The organism is Leptolyngbya sp. BC1307 (genome assembly GCF_002286735.1).
Lineage (GTDB): Bacteria > Cyanobacteriota > Cyanobacteriia > Phormidesmidales > Phormidesmidaceae > Phormidesmis.
Genome location: NZ_NRTA01000011.1, coordinates 107342 through 126775, shown reverse-complemented (window position 1 = coordinate 126775; position 19434 = coordinate 107342). Strand labels below are relative to the sequence as shown.

The 19434-nt window shown below is 52.2% G+C and carries 18 protein-coding genes; 2 read left to right on the top strand and 16 right to left on the bottom strand.

What is annotated here, in order from left to right:
* On the top strand, positions 1-527 hold a 527-nt coding region (locus CKL79_RS23810), incomplete at its 5' end, for a DUF6399 domain-containing protein (RefSeq protein ID WP_240518756.1).
* Between the two features lie 39 nt (positions 528-566).
* Here the strand turns inward: CKL79_RS23810 and brxL are convergent.
* The 14 genes from brxL to CKL79_RS23805 all read right to left on the bottom strand — a co-directional run bounded on the left by brxL (position 567) and on the right by CKL79_RS23805 (position 17836).
* Positions 567-2645, bottom strand: a complete 2079-nt coding sequence (gene brxL, locus CKL79_RS08955) for a BREX system Lon protease-like protein BrxL (RefSeq protein ID WP_121969239.1) — start codon at positions 2643-2645, stop codon at positions 567-569.
* A gap of 19 nt (positions 2646-2664) precedes the next feature.
* Positions 2665-5190 carry a PglZ domain-containing protein gene (locus tag CKL79_RS08950; RefSeq protein ID WP_121969238.1) on the bottom strand — a complete coding sequence of 842 codons (2526 nt, stop codon included), beginning with the start codon at positions 5188-5190 and terminating at the stop codon, positions 2665-2667.
* Positions 5190-5477 (bottom strand): DUF2281 domain-containing protein, encoded by a 288-nt coding sequence (locus CKL79_RS08945; RefSeq protein WP_121969237.1) that lies wholly within the window; start codon positions 5475-5477, stop codon positions 5190-5192. Before CKL79_RS08945 ends, CKL79_RS08950 begins: the two co-directional genes overlap by 1 nt.
* Positions 5478-5581: 104 nt before the next feature.
* Positions 5582-6928, bottom strand: a complete 1347-nt coding sequence (locus tag CKL79_RS08940) for a hypothetical protein (RefSeq protein WP_205879043.1) — start codon at positions 6926-6928, stop codon at positions 5582-5584.
* Between the two features lie 879 nt (positions 6929-7807).
* Positions 7808-8212 carry a PIN domain-containing protein gene (locus CKL79_RS08935; RefSeq protein WP_121969235.1) on the bottom strand — a complete coding sequence of 135 codons (405 nt, stop codon included), beginning with the start codon at positions 8210-8212 and terminating at the stop codon, positions 7808-7810.
* Entirely contained in the window at positions 8209-8451 is a 243-nt protein-coding gene (locus CKL79_RS08930; RefSeq protein WP_121969234.1) for a hypothetical protein, read from the bottom strand. Before CKL79_RS08930 ends, CKL79_RS08935 begins: the two co-directional genes overlap by 4 nt.
* An 81-nt stretch (positions 8452-8532) precedes the next feature.
* Complete coding sequence (locus CKL79_RS08925; protein ID WP_121969233.1) at positions 8533-10959, bottom strand: SAM-dependent methyltransferase; 2427 nt, start codon at positions 10957-10959, stop codon at positions 8533-8535.
* Between the two features lie 51 nt (positions 10960-11010).
* On the bottom strand, positions 11011-14652 hold the full coding sequence (gene brxC, locus CKL79_RS08920) for a BREX system P-loop protein BrxC (protein WP_121969249.1): 3642 nt from the start codon (positions 14650-14652) through the stop codon (positions 11011-11013).
* A gap of 13 nt (positions 14653-14665) precedes the next feature.
* Positions 14666-15265 carry a BREX protein BrxB domain-containing protein gene (locus tag CKL79_RS08915; protein WP_121969232.1) on the bottom strand — a complete coding sequence of 200 codons (600 nt, stop codon included), beginning with the start codon at positions 15263-15265 and terminating at the stop codon, positions 14666-14668.
* Positions 15246-16061, bottom strand: a complete 816-nt coding sequence (locus CKL79_RS08910; protein WP_240518755.1) for a BrxA family protein — start codon at positions 16059-16061, stop codon at positions 15246-15248. Before CKL79_RS08910 ends, CKL79_RS08915 begins: the two co-directional genes overlap by 20 nt.
* Entirely contained in the window at positions 16037-16531 is a 495-nt protein-coding gene (locus CKL79_RS08905) for a BrxE family protein (RefSeq protein ID WP_121969230.1), read from the bottom strand. Before CKL79_RS08905 ends, CKL79_RS08910 begins: the two co-directional genes overlap by 25 nt.
* 28 nt (positions 16532-16559) lie before the next feature.
* Positions 16560-16826, bottom strand: a complete 267-nt coding sequence (locus CKL79_RS08900) for a hypothetical protein (RefSeq protein ID WP_121969229.1) — start codon at positions 16824-16826, stop codon at positions 16560-16562.
* Positions 16827-16937: 111 nt separating this feature from the next.
* Entirely contained in the window at positions 16938-17240 is a 303-nt protein-coding gene (locus CKL79_RS08895) for a helix-turn-helix domain-containing protein (protein ID WP_121969228.1), read from the bottom strand.
* Entirely contained in the window at positions 17237-17836 is a 600-nt protein-coding gene (locus CKL79_RS23805) for a hypothetical protein (protein WP_240518754.1), read from the bottom strand. The genes CKL79_RS08895 and CKL79_RS23805 overlap by 4 nt, the downstream gene beginning before the upstream one ends.
* Positions 17837-18020: 184 nt before the next feature.
* Between CKL79_RS23805 and CKL79_RS23150 the strand changes: the two genes are divergently transcribed.
* Positions 18021-18185 carry a hypothetical protein gene (locus CKL79_RS23150; protein ID WP_170944011.1) on the top strand — a complete coding sequence of 55 codons (165 nt, stop codon included), beginning with the start codon at positions 18021-18023 and terminating at the stop codon, positions 18183-18185.
* Here CKL79_RS23150 and CKL79_RS23145 read toward each other — a convergent pair.
* Together CKL79_RS23145 and CKL79_RS08880 are read right to left on the bottom strand one after the other, a co-directional pair.
* Entirely contained in the window at positions 18170-18637 is a 468-nt protein-coding gene (locus CKL79_RS23145) for a hypothetical protein (RefSeq protein WP_121969227.1), read from the bottom strand. The two genes, CKL79_RS23150 and CKL79_RS23145, sit on opposite strands and share 16 nt — an antisense overlap.
* Positions 18638-18893: 256 nt before the next feature.
* On the bottom strand, positions 18894-19325 hold the full coding sequence (locus tag CKL79_RS08880) for a hypothetical protein (RefSeq protein WP_121969226.1): 432 nt from the start codon (positions 19323-19325) through the stop codon (positions 18894-18896).
* Positions 19326-19434 lie beyond the last annotated feature (109 nt).

Sequence of the window (19434 nt, the reverse complement as noted above, 5' to 3'; positions counted from 1 at the left end):
GGTGGCAATGGGCCACTCAGGCGCTCGCCGCAGAGACCGCACAGAGCGAGACCCAAAACTGGGTGCTCACCGCCATCCTGCCTTGGGTCTACTGGACGCAGCAAGCCGACAAGACCCGCCAGCCTGAACTCAAACGTCAGTATAAAACAGCCGCCAGTGTTGCCTTTGAGGCCCTCGTCGCTCATCCCTATACCGACCAAATTGACGACCTGCAACAAACACGTTGGCGACACTGGTGTCGGTGGATGTGTGCCAAGTATCAACGCACCTCCTCTGCCGTTGAAGGCAGAAACGGCTATCTCTCTCAACGTCACCATGTTACGCGCGGGTTCTCGCAGCAGTCTTTGAAGACGCTGACCACGATTCACAACTTTGACCTCAGACGCGCTGATGGCTCCACCGCTGCTCAACGCTTATTTGGCCATCAGTTTCCTGACCTATTTGAGTGGGTACTCAGCCATCATACTGAGCTGCCTTTGCCCAGAAAGGCAGCTAAAGCACATCAGCCCAAGCCCCTGCACGCATAGCTTTTCCCGGCTTAAGTTGGTACCCGATGAATCGTTTACTCATGAAGCGGTCCGGAAAATGTCGATTTTAGTTTCCAAGCATTTGCGGAGGCCCAAATCGTTAGCGCCAATGCCAAACCAGCTATCGGGGCGCTGATAGAAGTCAAGACCTCTGCCTATTTTGATAGTCCAGCCGTTGTCCAGCCGAATTTCTCGGTCGTGCAGGTTTTCATTGAGCGCTATAGTCAATTGGATATCGATTTCTAAGAGGCTTTGTTGAAGGTCTTTCAGCTTCTCTTGAATTTCAGTCAGGGACGTTGAGCCATCGTAGCTAGTTGTGAGGTCTATTTGTTTGATGGTGCCTGCTTTGACGGCTGTTTCGCAGAAGCGAACGAAATTCTGAATTTGGTGAGAGGCACGAATGTAAGGATCTTCGATGGTAACGATTTTGGCTCCCTGAAAGTAAGGGCCAAAAATGGAGTCGTAGCTATGACCCGTATCACCGTAGTAAATTGTGAAATGCTGTGCTTCTGGTGATGGCAGCGTTTTTTCGGCTGCAATAGGATCAGACAAAGTCGGCTGATCTTCTGGTTGAATACTTTTGCTTTTTTGAGCAGAGTCCGGTTGAGCAGGTTCCAGATTTTCAGCGTCTTTGAGGTTGCTTCGAGTGGGGTCTTGAGTGGCCGGGGCGTTTTTGGATTCTGGGCAGAAGACGATGATTTCTTTGCCTTCAGTATTGAAGTACGACAGCCCAATTCGCGCAAACTCATCGTCGGGTTTGCGTTTGTTCATTTGCTCTTTGACCCGCCTGCGTGATTCCACCGCATAGGCGACGTATTCCTCTAGTTCCTGATCGGTTGCAGCGCCAGAAGGGTGAAGGATTTTTAAGAATGCGGCTACGGTTTTTTTGATGCCCTTTTCATCGCGTCCTTCAACGGCAGAACCTAAGCGAACGCGCCGGGTTACTTCTTCGTAACGATTGGTGTGCTGAAAGACGTAGTGAAAGGCTTCGGCCAAATAGTCGGTGATGAAGCCGTAGTCGTTGGTTAAAAAGTTGCTGCTATTTTTGGGCATTTCCCAGCCGGGTAGGTAGCAGGCAAAGCGATCCATGATGGCTAAGTCAAATTGAGGCGGGAGCGGTTGGAAAAGGTCGTATTGGCTGGAGTTGACGATTTGCTCTACCGACATGTCGATGTTGCCGACGAAGGCTAGGCTGGCATCGGCGATGACTTCAACCCCTCGTGAAAAGCGGCCATTTGCCATGAAATCCTTCATGATTTGAATGGTGTCGGGATCTTTGACTTTGATGCCGCCGACCTCATCGAAGGCGATGGTATCCCAAAACCCGACGAGGCCGACTTTGCCTCGGGCGTTGTTATAAAACAAAGTGGCCTTGGTGGCCTGTCCCCCACTGACCAGAGTGGAGTAAGGAGAAAACTCGCTGAAAAAGTAAGATTTTCCGGTGCCTCTAGGGCCAAGCTCAATAAAGTTATAGTTTGGTTCTACCAGGGGAGCCAACCGCATAATGTAGTGGAATAGCTGTCTTTGAGAGAGCTTGCTGGGATCTAAACCGACAGTGCGTAGGATGGCGGCTAGCCACTCGTCGCGGCTAAATTCTTCTCTTTTTTTGGCGTAGTCTTCAAAGTTGAAGCGGCTGAGCTGAATGGGTCTGAGATCTTCGATGTAGAAGGCGTAATCGTCTTCTTCAATGTCGTTGTAGGCGATGGTGAGTTCAGCCCAAATGCCGCCTTCTAGCAGGCGATCATTATCTTTGTAGAACTGTTGGCTGATGGCAATGCGCTGAGAGTTGAAGTTTTCTAGTGCTGCCCAGTGGCGCTTTTCTTTTTCGACATAGCGGACGTGGACTTTATCGATAAAGCGATAGCTGCCTTTGGTGGCGACTTTTGACTGAGCCATGTTGGCTTCGTCTGGGCGCACGTAGTTGTCCTGTAAGGTGGCTAGCACCGCTTCCATCCCGGCGTTAATCTCTAACGCATCGTTGCTGGCACAATATTTGGCCAGAAGAAACTCTAGTACAAAAGTCGGCACGTTGGTACCTTTTTTGATGCGATGCAGCAGATCTTTGCGGACAACTTTGCCCTCGAAGATGTCGTTTAGCTTGTGATCGAGTGAGTTCATGAGCGGTTCAACGGGCAGGCTAGACAGTGTAGTCGGTCTGTAGTGGCAAACTGGCGTAGGTGGTGAGTGTTGTCGGTTCTAGCGCTTTGATGGTGAACTTGCCTTCGTAGCTAGGATCCATGCGCAGCATAATTGATTTTTGCTCGCCTGCAATCAGGGTAATGGTGCCGGTGGCAGGGTTGATATCTTCACTGGGACGAGGCTCGCCGATGACATTATCGGATGAGTCTCGGGCTTCTAGTAAGATTTCGCAGCTTTCGGTGCTGGTAAAGAGATTGCCCTGGGTGGTCAGCTCGATGTCGATGCGCGGTAGGCGGGTGGTGATTTTTTTGGCGTTGCGCTTATAGGTCAAGTCTAATTGGAACTTATGGGTGTCTTCAGGTTGGACAGCGTCTAGCCGCACCAGGATGACGGGTACGATCGCTTCAGCTAAGGAAATGCCCCCATGAAAATAAAGATGACCGGCTCGGTAGGGGGCCATGGTTTTGGGCAGGGCGACTTGGCCAAAGCTACCGCGAATGCCGAGCTTGTCAGCGCTGAAAACACAGTTGTGGGCGTCTTCGCTGCCTTTGCCTAAGAGCATACGGTCGTGGGCGTTGTGGAGCCAATCGCCTGGAGGCTTGGTGCAGACATCGCCTGCTTCAGCGTGGGTGTTTAAGAAAAAGCCGTGGTCGCTGACAATGATGGCGTCTTGAAAGCCGATCTGGCTGAGTTTGGAGAGCGCCACTCGGATATCTCTCAGGGTTTTGGGAATCAGGCTCAGGGTGTCTTCGGGGTTCGATTCTAGCTGGCTATCGATTTCTGTGCTGCGGAGAACTAAGAGATCGACGGTGGGTTCTACTTTGGGCTTTTTCTTTTTGACGAAGTCTCTCAAAGGCATTTCTGTGAAGCGATCGCCCAACTCCTTCCTCAAAACACCCATCCGCTGGCTTACATTACCGACCGTTACTTCTCCCAACTTCGGGATCAGCCTGCCATCTTCCACGGTGAGCACCAGGTCATTTTCGGCGTTGGGCAGCAGGCTAGCCATACCCACCAGGGTAATGCTGGGGAGCTGGGCGCAGGCTGGATATAGCTCTACAGAGCCGACTTCAGTCAGCAGCTTTTCGAGTTCTACGCCGAGTTCGTAGCGCAGGGCATCGATCAGCAAGTAGGCAACTCGCTGACCTTTTTGGCTCAGGCGCGGGGCGACAAAGCGATCAAATACGCTGGCGTTACTAATGCGGTCTGGGGCGGGCCAGCCTTCTTTTTCGAGCTGCTGGGTGAATAGGGTTTGGACTTTTTCGATCAGCCGTCTGTAGTGGCTGTGGGCGATCGCAATCGCATCCTCAAGCAAATCATACGGGCTGATCGCGGCCCCAAGGCTGGCGGCAAATTCGCGCTGGCGGCTATCGGCTTCTCGAAGCTTTTCAATGTAAAAGCTGATCAGATGTTCCTGGCTGGCTCTGTATTCGGGCAAGAGGCGATCGCAATCCTGGCAGGTCACAATCAGGTTCATGGCTGACTGTAAGAGCGCCCACTGCTCCTGGTTTTCGCCTTTGCTGTGCCAAATGGAGCGAGTGTGGCGGCTCAGGAGCTGACGGGTTTTGTCGAGGTCGTTGGTTTCCAAGCCTTTGATGGCCTGCTGCAAAAAGGTGCGTTCTTCAAAGGGAAAGGTATCGAGTTCGCCCAGGTCTTCGATCTGGCGGCAGGCTGTGTCCAGGTTCATTTCTTGCTCGACGGTTTCTGCCCGTTTGATGTAAGGGTCTTGGTAGCGTTTATCGTTGCGCAGTCGTTCGCACAGGGCGCAGATCAGGGATTTGGCTTCGGCGGGTGCGGCGGGAACGTCTTGAATCGTGCTGGGCAAAGGAACGGGCAGGTCGAAGACAAATTCGCTGAAGAGGATAAAGCGCCAAAGCTCATCGGCGATGGGTTTCCAGGTTTTGGCGCGGGTTTTGAGCTTGAGGCCAAGGGCGGCTTTGAGGAAGTCTTTGGCTTCGGGATGCCAGCCTTCCTGCGTTTTCAGCGAGTCGGTTTGCGCTGAGGAAGGGGCCATGAGGGCCATCAGAATGTCTTCGGCGGAGTCTGCTTTGAGGGTGGCTCTGAGCTGGGGCCAGTGGATGCCGCCGCCGATGGCGTTGATGGCGTCGAAGGGGGGAGCGGGGTTGTCGTTGAAAATGCGGCGGATTTCGGTGCTGTGTTCGGGCTTGGCTCGCAGGCACAGGTTGAGGTAGTCGTCGCCATCGTCGGCGGGGAACTGTGCGCCGCACAGGGCGTAGATGGAGAAGGGATCGGCTTGCTTTTGCTCGTCGGTGCGGGGGGCATGAGTCGGGATGTAGACGACCATGCCTTTGAGGGCGCTGCGGCTGAGGTGAGCAAAGGCGGTTTGGGCCTGCTCGCGGCTTTCGATGCTGCTTTCGGAGGTGTCGATGACCTGAATGTCGTCGCTGGTTAAGTCCAGGCAAAGGTCATGGTAGCGGTGGTTGGGATCGTAGACGACGAGGCATTCGGCTTTTTTGAGGCGATCGCCCAAAATATCGTCTCTAATAAATTCGGCAATGCTCATTATTCTTCACCCAGCCAGAAGCTATCAAGTAGTGGCTCGTTAAAGTCATCGCTGATGACGAAAGCATCCGGGTGTAATCCGGGTTTGCGTTTGGGCTGGCGATCGCGCTCGGCATTCTCAATAGTGTTGTCTATGGGGCTGTAGTCATCTGCTGCTATGCCTGCAAATTCCGCAAAGTCGGTTGGGGGCTGCTTTGCCTTCAGGAAGCGCAGAAAGTTGAGAACTGCGGTTACCAGGGGCGTCGGTGTGTTTTCTAGCTCTTTAAGAAGCTGCTGTTTTGGCGTCATCGCTATTCTATCGGCTATTTTCTCTGGGTCGCTGCGCCTATTGTACTGAAAGTGAGTGTCTGCTCGGATAAGTGTCTACTCAGATGTCAGTGGGGATGGATACGCTATTTCCTTTTCTTCTTTTTCGGAGTAGTTTCGGGTGGGGGTTCGTAGAGGGATTCGAGGTTGTGGGCGATCGCCAATGATCTATCCTTTTTACACTTCTCCTGCACTCGCTCAGGCCAAATGCTGTAGGCCAGGTGTGCCCAGTCGTAGTCACCGGTTTCGAGGGCTTCCCAGGTGTCTTTGAGCTTGTCTTGCCATTTTTTTAGGCGAAAGAGCGGCCAGAGGGGGGCGGCGGTGATTTGGACGCCGTCGTTGAGGTTGGGTTTGTAGGGGAGCTGGGCGATGCGGAGGAGCTGGTCGCGCAGGTCGGTGAGTTCTTGTTCTAGGGTTTGCAGGGTTTCGAGGGTTTGGCTGTCGGCGCTGCTGCGGTTGGGTTGGCTAAGGAGCTGGGTGACGGTTTGGGTGGTTTGGCGGAGTTTGGGTTCGAGGTGGTCGTTGATGGCGGTGTAGAGGGTTTGGTCGGTGAGGCGGTGGTAGTAAATCCAGAGGGTGTAGCTGCCGGAGGGGGTGGAGAGGGGCCAGTAGAGGGGGGCGTAGCGGCGGCTTTTGGAGTAGCGGCTGAGGTGCTGGGTGAAGAAGGCGTTGGGTTTGGCGAAGTAGTCGCGTAGGCTGGCGGTTTTGAGGTGTTGGCAGGCTTCTTGTTCGATGTCTCCTGCTTGGTCTGAAAAGATGATGTCGAAGACTGGGCGAATGCGGCGGATGATGTCGTTTGGGTGACTTTCGTCATCTACTAAAATGCCGTTGAAGGGGATATCGACAGGGTAATTGGGGGGAAGTTCTTCAGGGGAGGTCGGAGGGAGATTATTGTTTGCGACCAACATGCCGGGGGAGCAGGCGGGGAGTGGATCGAAGGGTTCGGGTTCGGGAGGTTGTTCGCGCTCTTCGGTGGCGAGGCGGATGTCGAAGCGGCCCAGGGCGGTGCCGAGATTATACTCGATTAGGCTATGGGTGAGAGCGGATAGATCGGCAGGTTCTATGGTGTCTTCGTCTTCCTCAGTTTCAACTTCGGTGGCTATGGATTGTTGATTGCTGCTGATTTCTTCGGGGCTGATATCGTAAAGCTTGAAGGCAATGTCATCGATTTCTTGCTGAATATCAGAAAGCTGTTGTTCAGTAGCAGTGATTCTTGTTGTCCAAGATTGAGCGCGACCAGTAAGGGTAGTACCTTTAGTCTGAAGAAGGGCAGGAAGGATAAAGGCATGGGATGTTTGGGTGCTGGTGTCTAAGTCTCGTTTGAGTAACCAAGATCTATGAGCTAAATCAGCAAGGTTTATCTTAGATTCCTTGTTCAGCTCTGGAATAGGCGTTCTCTGAAGGACACCTACTTCGTAGGAACCAAAGGCCATTTGCAATTCGACGAGAGCAAGGAAGGCTTGGCTGTTTGCTATAGCTAATAGCGATAAAATTTCTTGCAGATTATCGTCTTTCAGAAAGATACTTGGCCCTTTATGTCCAAAAGTACAACCCCTGGGGATCAACCGAACACTCAATCCTTTCTGACTACGAAGAGACCAAGTTAATCCAGGTCTAAAGTAATAGTCTGCATTGCGAATGTAAGCTCTCGGAAAGGCAGCAATTTCGTTCCCAGAATTACTCCAATTTACGCTTAGATAAATATCGGCATAGAACTTCGAAAAACCACCGCCTTTCGCAAAAGGAAAAACCTGTGGCGTTTTACGCTTCGATAGATTTCCCTCCCACATAGTTCTAACAAAACGAAAATCTTCTGCCGTCGCTAAGCCCTGTTTAGCTGTCCTGCTATCCGACTCAAGAAGTTCCAACTGAGCAAACTTCTTTCTAATTGATTCATTTACCCAATAAGAAAATGGCGACCCTGGAACTTGTTGAAAAGAACGTGACTTTGTTATAATTGATTCTGGTGTTGGCTCTTGTGGCAGAGCATCGACAGCTTGTAGTAAAGCAAGCCCTTTGTCTTCTGCATCAAGCAGTCGGAAGAAGATAGTTCCAGACATTAATTTTTCTTTTGTAACAGCATGACAAATGTACTTTTTAGTACCGGCAAATCTTGCTCACCCGTCTGCCAAACCTGATTAAAATTAACATCAAAATAGTAATGAATCGGCAAGTCTTGCATCTCAGTAATTTGCTTCCGGTTCATTCAATTACAGTAGTGAGTATTAAGCAAATACATCATCGAAATTCTGTGGGTGATCGCGTTTCTTACACTTCTTGTGAATATTGATTACAGTCATATTCTAGATGCCTTACCAAATAGTTTTGAGAGTCGAGAGGTTTTGGATTGAGCGATCGCGAGTAACAAGAGGGAGCCCCAAAGATTGAGCCGTGGCGGCGATGATGCGATCGGGCATTTCAGGGACAATAGCGCGATCAATACTGGCTAGCTCAAGCGTGATAGTGAGATCGAGGGGGACAACTTCAAATGTGCTAATAGGCTTATCTAAAGTTGCCATCAACTTCTCAAATGCAGCGGCTGGGATTCTGTCCCGCTCCGTCAAATAAACCATTTCGACTAAAGAAATAGAAGCAATGTAGATAGGCTGATTAGACTGAATGGCACCATCCATAGCAGTAGCAGCATTATCTGATAACTGCTTCGCATTCCTTAGGAACCAGATCACAGCATGGGTATCTGCCACAACAGCGCTCATGCAATATCCTTCGGAAAATTATTCCACAGTTCTTTCCGCGCAGCAGCGATATCTTCTTCGCCAATATCAAAATCAAAATCAGCCCACAGCCCCTTCATGTCAGGGCGCTGAGTAGAGTTCGTGGCCCTAGCACGCTTGAACCTGACGAATTCTAAAAACTCAGCAACCAACTCCAGCAAATCAGCCGGAAGCTGATCGATCTGCTGATGCAGTTTCTGACGTACTTCAGTTTGAAGCATCCTTCAAGTCCCTCCTCATATCGAACATCAACGCCTCTCCAGCATAAAGCTACCTAACGACTTTGAGCCTAATTCAAAAAGCTAAATTACCTTGACTAGGCAATACGCAGCCGTCTCCACCATCGCCGCATCCAAAACCCCCGCCCCCAAATCCGCAAACACCGTAGGCCGCGATTCCTTCAGCAAAATCTCCTCCCGCCACTTTTGAAACGACGATAAGAAAAAGCCCGTCCGCGACGTAATCGCCCCCAAATGCCCAGCCGTCTCTAGCACTTGTAGCCCCCGCTCTACAAAAGCCGCATACACATCATTCTTAGTCCGTGGATAAGCCTTCGCTAGCATCGCTTTTGTCTGCAAGCTACCCGCCCCAAACGGCGGATTCATCAGCGTCACGCTGTAGCGCTTCCGGCACAAATCCACAAAGGCAAATCCCTTCGCCGCATCCTGGGCAAACAGCCGCCGCTGAAACCGCCCCGACCGTTCGTCAGCGTCCGTATCTAATCTCTCAGCTTTTTCTGCATACCGCCTCAGCGCTGCATAAATTTCATCTTCAGCCTTCAGCCAAAACCGCTCATCTGTAATCTCAGCCACGGCCAAAGCCAGCTCCTGCTGCTTCGGCTGATCTGCATCCAAATCCATTAGCACTAGCTGCTCTCCCTTTGGCAGCTTTGCCCACTGCTCCTTCGCTTCCTGAATATCTCGCTCAATCGTCCGATCAATTCTCAGCAAGGTTCCCGCCTCGCCCGCCAGCTTCATCGCCTCAAACACCCGCTTTACTAACTGCCCAATCAGCCGCTGCTCTGGCGACGCCGACAAATGCTGCTCCACAAACTCCGCCAGCAAATGCGCCTCCCCCGGCATCGGCTCCGCGCATACAATATGCGACTTCTGAATCTGAGGCCGATCTCTCATCTTTAGCCCCTGCCCCTGCCAGCTCCTTTGCGCCCGCAGCCACAGCGACAGCCCCGCAATCTGCACCGCCCGCGAATCAATATCTACCCCGTGAATATTGCACTCAATAATCAGCCTTGGCACATCCCTAATCAAATCTTCCTTACTGTCATACGTATCTGCCAAGGGCTTCAGCCCCTGACGCCGCCATAGCACCTCTCCCTGCTGCTCTAGCTCCCAAGCCTCCGCATACATCCGCTCATACAAATCAAACGCATACAGCCCAAAATGCATCGACCCGCAGGCCGGATCCAGCATCCGAATCTCACGCGGATCTTTCAGCGCCCGGTACGCCACATACACCGGCTGCTTCAGCACCTCCGCCTGAGGCTTATCTGCCGTTGCAAACGCCTCTCGAAACGCCCGATACACCGAACGCCACTCCTCATAAAAAGTCTCCTTCAGCTCACAGCTTCTGCGCCCCCAGTAGCGCTGCAACCGAAACAGAACCAGCCATAGCTCCAAACTCGACAGCGCCCAAACCCCGCTCTGCCGGTACTGCTCAAGCTGCCCGTCTGCCCAGGCTACAACATCTTCATAGCCGTGCCGCCCAGCAACTTCATAGCCATCAATCACCAGCGAAAGCTCAGAGAGTTCCTCAATCGAAGGATCCTCCGGCAGCTTAGAAAAGTCCCCCTCGGCAACCGCCTTTACCCACCGCGCCGCTGGAGCCGTCGTCAGTGGCTGAGCCGGATCGGGCAAAAACACCTCCGTGGATCGCCGCACCAGGTACGCACAAGACTCCGTTAGTCCCGTCTCCCCCTGCGTCATCTCGTACCACGTTCGCCCCAACGTGTTGTCGGTCAAAAACTCCACCACATAGCGCGGCGTAAAAAACTGATTCCGCACCGCCAGCTCCCGGCTGTTACGCGGCGCAGACGACGCCTTACGCATCTGAGTACGCTCCTCCTTGGCGTTAAAATACTGATAAATCCAGCCGACTGTTTCATCCTCAGCCCACAGCGGCGAAATCTCCTCATCGTTCATCAGCTCCAGCAGTGCTAGCAGCGTCGCCTCACGCGGAAACAGCCGCCCCATCGGCGAAAAGCGATCAAACAGCACCGCCAAATCCAGCGCAAACTCATCAAACAAACTGAACAAATAGCAGCGGTAAGCATCCCCCGTCTCGCCCAAACCGCTGCCCGCCAGCCGCGCATAGAGCTGAAACCCCTGCGAGCGATACCCCACCGCCACCGACTCAATCAAAAAACCACGCGCCTCCGCCATCCGCAGCGCCGCCAGCCGATTCAGCACCGTAAACGCCTGCTCCCGCACAATCCGCTCTAGCAAATCCTTGTCCTTCGCCGCCTGACTGCCCGCCTGGCTGCTCACCTGACTGCCCGCCTGATAGTGCGCCAACGTCACCCGCAAAATCCGAGCCGTCTCCTGCCGCGCACTATCCAAATGCCCCATCCGCTCCAGCGGCGTCACCGCTCCCGACTCTGGATCCAGGCCATAGTCATTTTGCAACTGACGGGTAAACTCCTCCGTCAGCAAAGCCCGCCCCTCACTCACAAACCGCTGCAACCGATTCCGAGTCGCCTGATCAAACGCCATACTGTCTGTCCCTTGTCGGTTGCCTCTTTATGGGCAGCTTACGATACGCAGCTACTCCTGCAATTCAATTACCACATCAATCTGACCATACCCCGGCATATCTGCCTTCAGCGCCTGTAGCCGCGTCAGCACATCCTCCAACTGCCGCAGCGAAGTTACCCTCGCCGGGATCTGCACCGACGCGGTAAACACGCTCACCGCACCATCGCCTGCCTTTTTGGCCTGCTGAATTTCTTCCTCGCGACGCTTTAGCCTTCGCCCTTCAGCCGTCTGGGCAATTTTCCGCTTCTGCTCCCTGATCGCGTTATTCAGCGCATAGTCACCGGCCCACAGCCGCTTTAACCCCTGCAAATTCTCCGCAGGCGACTCAATCAGATAGCCCTCTAGCGTCGTCCTCACGTTGCTGCGCTCAATGTCCGTCAGCTCCGCCCAATCGGGCAATCGCTGTAAGTCTTCTATGCCGCCATCTGCCAGCTTTTGCTGCTGCTCAGCGAGCTGCCTTACCGCGTCTCGAACCCCCGTCCGAATCGCCGTCAGCGTCGTATTAAACTCGGTACTGTGCCGATAAAAATCATCCCGGCTCAACCGCTGCTCTAGCAGTTCTAACTCTTCTGCCAGCTCCAGGCGCAGTGTGCCCAAAATACCGGTATCCGGCAAGTCTGCTAGCTCTCGCTGATGCATTTGCAACTGCTTCAACGTCTCTGCCAGCCCATCGTCCAAAGCTCGCTTCAGCTCAGATGCCCACTTCAGGTCTTCGTACAGCGCTGAGTCTTCACCCCCCAGACGCTCCGGTGCCTCAGAAGCATCACTCAGCAGCATATCTGCCAGCTCCTGATTCAAAGACCGAAGGCGCTGGGCTCCTACCACATTCAGACTCTCCAGCTTGCCTTCTAGCGGGCTGTACTGCTGCTGGTCGCGCGGAAACCGCTTCAGCGCTACCCTAGCAATCTCCTGCTCTAGCGGAATCACGCTCTCGCCCGTCAGCTCAGTCAAGCGTTCACTGGCCCGGTCTAGCACTTCGATGGGTGGTCGATAATCTCGCAGCCCCACCCCCACCTTGCTAAAGCTCTTGTTAGTTTTCAGCGCCTCAATCGCCTTTTGTCCAGCCGTTTTCACCTCTCGGCCCGATATCTTCAGCGTAATCTCACCGGCCACCAGCATCGCCGCCAAAATGTAGCGCAGCGTATCCGGCGACCAGCCATAGGGCGGTGCACCAAAATGATCGCTCAGGCGTTTGCCTTCTACGGTGCCGTTGCGATCAATATAGTCGCGGATGCTAACCACCGCCTTTTGGCTCGTTTGGATTTGGGGCTTGCCGCCTACTTTTTGGATCAGGTCGAGGGGATCTAGGACGGAGGCGATCGCTGACAAATTCGGCTGCTTCAAAAACTTCTCTGCCAAGCTTGTCTCCGCCCTCACTGGCGCTTCGCTGTAGCGGTCAAACACCTGCTCGGCAACCTCGCCAAGCTGCTGACGCGCCGCTTCTAGCAGCGTCGAACCCAGCGTAGACACTGCCGTCGGCTGACCCCGAAAAATGAAAGAACCCTCCTTTAATGACTGCTGCAAAAGCTGCTTCACCTCACCGCTGCGGCGATCAGCTCTCAGCTTCTGGTTTTTACAGTAGTCGCGCACTTCCTGATCGGGGTCATTCCGATACAGTTCTTCTATACGCTGACAGCGGTAAACTTCCTCTGCCAGCATTTGTACATTTGGATGCGTTCTGCCAATGGCGTAAATCGTATCCTGAGCCTGCCGCTGCCGTGATTCTTCAACAAATGTAGTGCGATCGCCCTCATACGCAGTCGCCTCAGCAAAATTCACCAGCAGTTGCACCGGATCTTTCTCCCCAGCCAAACTCTGAATATTCTGACCGGTCATCACTTTCAACCCGGCCCGCACCGAAAAGCTGCCCGGTAAAGTAGCCTTGGGCAACGGGTCAAAAATCTCTCTCAAGCTTGTGTTGATAATCTTGCGCACCTCTACCGACCGGGGCGGTAGCTGAGTCCTCTCCCGCTCAATATCGCGCAGCTTTTCGCTCAAAAATCCAAGACCACCTTCTTTTTCACTGAGCGGCACCAGCGGATCTTGCAGCATCGCCTCTACTGCCTGCCGCACTTCTCCCACCAAAGAATCAGCATCTACAGCAGAATGCATCAAGCTCGCCAAATTCTCAACCGTGACCGGCAGGTTTCCCAAAATTTGCAGCACCGCAATCGACTTGGCAACCTCCTGATGCAGGGGATCTTCCCGGTAGATATCGCAGGTCTTCTGGGCCGCTCCATAAACCGACGGAAACGCTCTCTGAATATCTTTATCCAGCATGTCGTACAGCGTCACGGTCGTCGCTAGCCACCCTAGCGGACGATCAGCCACTGGCTGCTCACCTTTAATCTCTTCTATCAGCGTGTCTTGCACCACTTTAATCGCCGACCGCAGCCCCAGCCCGCCTGTAGACTTAGCCAGGGCTCCTAGCAAATTGAGCAAAATCTCAAAATGAGCAGGCATAAAAGGATAGAGATTGACAAAGGTCGTTTTGTCAAAATCCGCTTCGTAAGTTTTGGCCTCTCTCAGCTTGGTATTGTGGCGAAGTGCCTGCCCATGCGTATCAAACAGCGCCCCTAGCGTAGCTTCCCCGCTCGGTGATTTGCTCAGTAGCCGCCGATAGCAAATCTCCTTAATATCACTAGATTCAAGGTCGATCTGAATTGGAAACCGGTCTTTCAGTTTGTACAGCTTGTCCGAGTTGAGCGTGGCACGCGGATCATCCTCCGTCAGCGTCTGCTGCGCCGTGGAAACAATCCACACCTTACCCTCACCTCTCCCTTTGAGATTCTTCGCCAGGCCATCCAGGTTCAAGATTAGATTATCTCGCGAAGCAATGTACTGCCCTACTTCGTCGATAATGAACAGAATATGCTCCTTACCGCTCTTACGCCGGATGATATCCAGCATTTCCTGCACTCGGTCTGTCTCAAACAGCACATAGTCTTCTGTTCCTGTATTGAAAGAACTCTCTGAAGGAAACAGCGCCGGATACATTTCGTGAGCGAGCTGAGGCACCAGCGCATCAATCGAAAGGGGATCGTTCCGCAGCTCATTCCAACTAATATCTGGCAGTAAAGCTGCCAGCCGATCATGAAACTCAGCCTCTCGCTCGTCTTTCTCAATCCGCTGTTCCAGCGCCGCTACCTTGAGATTACGAGAATAGCCCGCCCATTCCAAAACCTTGTAATAGAGAACGCTAGAAACATCCTCCATCGTCGCCCCCGCCAGCATTTCACTCGCCAGATCTAGCATGACCACAGCCGCCGGAAAGCGCTGCGCTACCGTACCTAACAATGCCTTCGTTTGCGGCTTGGTTAGCCGGTCTTGCAAATATCTCAAAAAAGGCGTTTGTTCAATATCCTGGTCTGCATCAAAGGCAAACCCTAAGTACTTTGTAAAAGAGCTTTTCCCCGAGCCATAAAAGCCTGAAACCCAAACCCCAATCTCATTTTCGCCGCCCGATTCCATCGCTAGCTGCATCCGGCTCAGCAGTCGCTCAAACTGGTTTTCAATACTCTCGGTGACTACGTACTCGGAAATCTCTGCTTTCAGACGATCTTGCTGGGTCGCTGCGAATGTAATTACTTTTTCAATCGGGCGATCCAAACCCTTGCGAGGATCAAACAGAGAGCGAATAGTTGTCGTCATAAAAAATCCTTTTCTAGCCACCCACATGTACCGAGCGGTAATTGCCATCCTCAGGATAAAATCCCAAAAACTTGAGCCGAGTCTGGCCTGTGCGCACACCAGGGTACAAAAATATAGTAGGCACTCTAAACTGACCCTGCAACTGATTCTCAATCGACCCGATACGCAGATAAGGATGCAGCGCCTCCAAATCGGTCACCAGCACGATGGCATTGGCGGTGGCATTGTCCGTATCACCATTGCGATCATTCAAATCGCTTAATAGCGTTTCTAACCTTGCCCGAATAGCCTCACCATTAGACAGCGCATTCGCCAGCGACTGATTTGCCTTTGTCCAGTCATGCGGCGCTTTGCGGTCGGCCATTAGCCATAGCTTTCGCCGCTTATCCTGCTGCAATACTTCCTGAATGACCTGAGCAATCGAAAAAATGTGCACCTCCCAGCCGTCGTTTTTCAAAGCGGCCTGCCACGCAGCGAGCTGACGCTTCACACTTAAAATGTCACTCGGATTGAACACCAGGTAGTAAACCGGCTCAAAGCTAGCGTTCCCTAGCTCGCGCCCTCGGCGCACCTTTTGCCTGAGGTCTTCAAAGTCAGCCTTCAGCGAGGACATCACACACTGCCTCCATATTGGGATACTTCCAGCTAATCCGTACAACCTCGCCGCCCGCCTGTAGCAGAAACCAGCCATCCAATGCTAACCGCTTCAGCGCTGCTAAAACCTCGTCCCAGTCCAGCCCAAACAAAGCCCAGTCAGGATGGTTTAGCAGTGCCTTATCGCTAAATCCTCGGTGGTGTAGGTCATAGGCGAGATATACCGTCATTAGATCCGTGATATGAAAAGGCAAAAACTTGCGCTTACGCCGAGGCCCATCCTCTAGTAAGCCATAGTCGGCACAGCAGCCAGTCACATGGCTTGCAGTACGTCGAATTGTTTTATCAGACCAGCGCTTGACCGTTTTCCCATCGTCAATAGCCTGCTCGATGAAAGCCCTAGCGGTTTCGTTGTGGATTTTGTGATCGCCCGCCTCGTAACGCGGCCAATAAATCTGATAGATAAAATCTGCCAAAATCGCATTGGTTCGACAGGTAAACAGCAATAGCAACTGCTGTAAGTCGCTGCGAGTCAGACCCGGCAGTAGCTTCTGAAGATGCTTAGCAGGCGCTGCACCATCCACCAGATAGCGAGTAGCAAAGCACTCCACCACAATATTTCGCAATCTGCGGGCAGTCACGCTCGGAAACATACCAGACTCTAACGCCGATCTATACAGCTCAGGTACAGTCATATCAGGTTTCCACAGTAAGAGCAGTGATTTGGTCTCTGAAATGAGTCCCAAACCAGCTTGCAGCCTAGCGGTATATAGCGATTCGTTTCCCAAGGTCAATCTGCAAAGTAAGGAAAACACTGAATATTTTGCTCAAAAGCACTTGCATAAGAGCGCGCCAGCAGCTTCGGCCCATCCTGACTCAGGAGCTGCGCTCTTGTACCAATACACTGTGGCCCTGATGCGATCGCACCGCTCCCATCTGCGATCTCGCTCAAAGCGGCGATCGCCTGTTCACGGCTACCGACCTCAGCAAACCACTGATCGGGATCCTGGTTTATCAGCCGATGGAGGTCTTGCTCTATCTCCTCAGATAGCCGAAATAAGCCCAGCCGTCCTTGAGTAAGATAGCCATCGTGCAGATATCGAGCCGATTCCACCACACCATGATACTGAGCAAGGCGAATGCTTCTGGAAAAAACGGGTTCCAAAAACGAACGACTCGACGAACTGAAAAACGATGTTGGCCACCAATTAGCCTGAGTCTTCTCTCCCAAAAAACCAACCAAAACTCTCAAATGAGCATATGTACTGATAGGCGACTTCACCATACTCCTACAGGTCATTCTTCCAAGTTATTTACGGCATCCGCCTATCTATGTTTGTGTACACAGGCAAATCCACTTTGACATCATGTCTTAAAACCAGGTCAAAGACGATAGTGTATCGCATCGATGGGGAGAGCTGGCGAAGTAGTCGCAGGTGATCATCTGCGTCATTGCGGTGACGAAACCGCGCTACTGTACGGTTCTGCATTTTCGCCAAGCGGTGAACGATGCACCACGGATGTAGTTTCTGTTGATAAACCGTCGTTGCCGTATCGTTGTCCTGTAGAGATTGATTCATGCTGATTGCCTCTGAATAAATGGTCGCTTTTAGAAGACTGAAGCCACCTTATCGAGCGGGTATCTGCAAAAACAGGGCGTGGTGATATTGACTTTTTTAGATATGTATGGGTCAGATTTTCTGATCGCTGGCGCAAAGTGCGTTCCTTAGCTCTGCTGGAATGTCGTCGAAGTGGTCGAGCAAAAAGTCCATCAGGGCCAGATGGCGCATGTCTACTGGGTTAGGGCGACGATAGCTGCCGCCTTTGTGGAACCATCGGCGAACGGTAGAGACAGAGCGATCACAGATAGCCGCCATCTCTTCTTGACTGACCTGCCATTTCGCATAAAAAGCTTGCGGCGTCATGCCAAGCTGACAGTAGCTGTACTGATTGATTAGCTCCTGCTCATGAGAGGTCAGCGGACGGGGGCTCATACTCGTAGCTCCGATTCAGAGGGTTCAAGATCGTCTTCCCAAGCAATATCGGTTCTCACCCAAGCGCTGCTCGGTGAGTCAGCATCAAGCCAGATCAGGTAGCACCATCGCCAGCAACGGCAGTGAGATGCAAAGCTGTAGAACCTGCCGATGACGATTCCACAATCGGTAGCTTTCTCGTTCGTTTTCCAGCGGAGGTGATCGCCATCCAAAAAGCGAGGCGATTCAACATCAGGGAAGCCAGCAGGGAAGTCGGTCGCAGGACGGGGAAGGTGCAGCTTGTTCAGAAGCGTGGCAGTTCCATGCGGCATGTGACGGATAGCGTCTATATAGGTAGTCAGAATATTGCTGTCGAGGCAGGAAACCAGAGCTTGAATCAGAATGGCTGCGATCGCTTCAGTCTCTACTTGGGTAAGTGCCACCCCATCCTTATTAGAGTGAGCTTTGATGCGACGGAGCAAATCGGCGATCGCAAAGTCAGTCAGAGCTTGCTGACAACCCGCTTCATAGAGCCCAGAATGGGATATTGCAGTCGGTTGAGCAGCGCGACAGGTGCGCCTTCTGTGCGAGCTGTTTGAAATAAAGGGATTCGACATAGCACCAAGACCGCTCCTAATCAAAAGGAAGCCGATGTCAAAGTTGCAGCGCTGATATCAGCAAGCAACCGTTCGATCTGGCTTATTTAACTTTACTCTACTCTAGAGTACTCTGCTTTTATTTAGATTACCTTTAGTTGCAGCGCTTCGCTTAAAATTGCCTCGAAGCGAGTTGAGGCGGTCTATGACTACACAAAAGCGGCAGACCAGTATTTACCTGCCTGACTCTATGCGGGAAGCGATTCAGGCGATCGCCGATAAAGAGCAGCGCTCATTTACATTCGTTGTGGAAATGCTCCTGAAGGAAGCTCTGAACGCAAGAGAGCGTCCTGATCAAAAGGCTGAGTGAGGTTTAGTTACGATGTCGCATTTGTAGGCTTCGCCATCACGGTAACTATGGCAGTACAGTAAACCCCGCTCATCATGCTCAAACAATAGTGTCAGCTTCTCCCACCTGGACATAGGAGTGTTATTGCCCAAGCTATTTGTGTAAATAATTTCTCTGCTCGCAATGCTTTTTACTTTTGCCAGGACAGTCCATCCGCATTGAGGTGCGCTCAATCCGCTGCTCCACACCTGAAAGATCAGCTCCGCTGCGTCTGGCGATAATGTTTCAGGCCACAAATTATCGGGCAGACCAATCGCTGTCGTCAGGCGTTCATCAGACCACCAGGCCCACCATTCTGTTCGGTGCAATAGCGCTACGTCTGGATCGCATCTAACGTTATGCAGGAAGGTGCCATCCAGCTCTGCTAACCGCACTGCTTCAGTCCGGCACACGGCTATATAGCGTTTAGTCATGTATCGATTCATACATCACCAGAAGAGCTGAGTAGCGAACAGCCAAGCGGGAAAACGAATTGAGCAGACACTTACAACAAGCGTCAGCAAGGCTAAAGAGAGGGAAGTACAGCTTGCCTGCATCTTTATTTCGTCTTGTCAAGCGTCTGTTGATGGGGCGGCAACAGTAGGCATAAATTTCTTACGCCTACATTGATATCTGCTACCTGTATAAAATGAATCCGTAAATATTCATTCACTACTGAGAATATTTCTTCTAAATCGGTTCGCTGCTGCCTTCGATTTCCGATTCCATCCGCGCGATTGAATTTTTGTAAACCCTGAGCCCGAGCAAAACTAGCCTTACCAGCATCTGATCAGGATTGCGCTGACTGGCTTCCGCAAGCTCGACAATTTCAGCCGTCGGTACATGGTCATTAAATAGGACAAGGTTGGCTTCCAGCTCATGAGCCAGACTCCGTCGGTTCTTCTCAGCATTTTCCCGAAGCTGCTTTCCAATAGGGCCAGTGAGCAATAGCTCCATAAGTTCGACTAGAAAAGGCGATCGCTTCTTCCCGCCATCTTGAGCACACTGAGCGTCAATCACGGCTAACAGTTCAGTGCTCATATAGAAGGTAGGACGGCACCCGCTGTCAGCGGACTCACCCTTCTTCGCTTTTTGAGGCGTATCAGCAATGGAATCAGACATCTTGAGCACAAGCAACCTGCTGATATCCTATCTCTTCTGTGTCCGAGTCCGATAATCCATCAAGGTTCCTTTATGGAAATCAGCAGGTAGATATATTTATTAAAAAGTA